Origin of the sequence: Vibrio sp. S234-5, assembly GCF_000960595.1 — a bacterium.
Taxonomy (GTDB): domain Bacteria; phylum Pseudomonadota; class Gammaproteobacteria; order Enterobacterales; family Vibrionaceae; genus Vibrio.
The window spans coordinates 1-467 of record NZ_JZAM01000301.1; the positions used below are offsets into that span (position 1 = coordinate 1).

Below are 467 nucleotides of genomic sequence, written 5' to 3' on the forward strand. Positions count from 1 at the left end.
GATTATGAGGATATCGTGGAGAAAGTGTGCAAGGCTTGGAATCGATTCTTGGACAGTACAGATAGAGTTAGCAAGATGTGTACAAGAGAGTGGATTAATCTGACCAGTTAATTTTCCAGATTGGTATGAGTATCCTCAATAAAACCTAAAAATGACAAAAGCCCCGCTGTTTCCAGCGAGGCTTCTTAATAAGTGGCGGAGCGGACGGGACTCGAACCCGCGACCCCCGGCGTGACAGGCCGGTATTCTAACCGACTGAACTACCGCTCCGCTGTCTGGTTAGACGTTTCGTCTACTTTTTTTGTCTTCAGATTTTTCTTAAAAATCTAAAGACAACAAGTTAAAGCCTGGCGATGTTCTACTCTCACATGGGGAAACCCCACACTACCATCGACGCTGTTTCGTTTCACTTCTGAGTTCGGGATGGAGTCAGGTGGATCCAAAACGCTATGGTCGCCAAGCAAATT

General features: G+C 46.0%; 1 tRNA gene and 1 rRNA gene. Both read right to left on the reverse strand.

Annotation, left to right across the window (positions count from 1 at the left end):
* Nucleotides 1-193: 193 nt before the first annotated feature.
* Nucleotides 194-270: transfer RNA gene (locus UF06_RS18605), tRNA-Asp, on the reverse strand.
* A 75-nt stretch (nucleotides 271-345) separates the two neighbouring features.
* Nucleotides 346-461: ribosomal RNA gene (rrf, locus tag UF06_RS18610) — 5S ribosomal RNA — on the reverse strand.
* Between the last annotated feature and the right edge of the window lie 6 nt (nucleotides 462-467).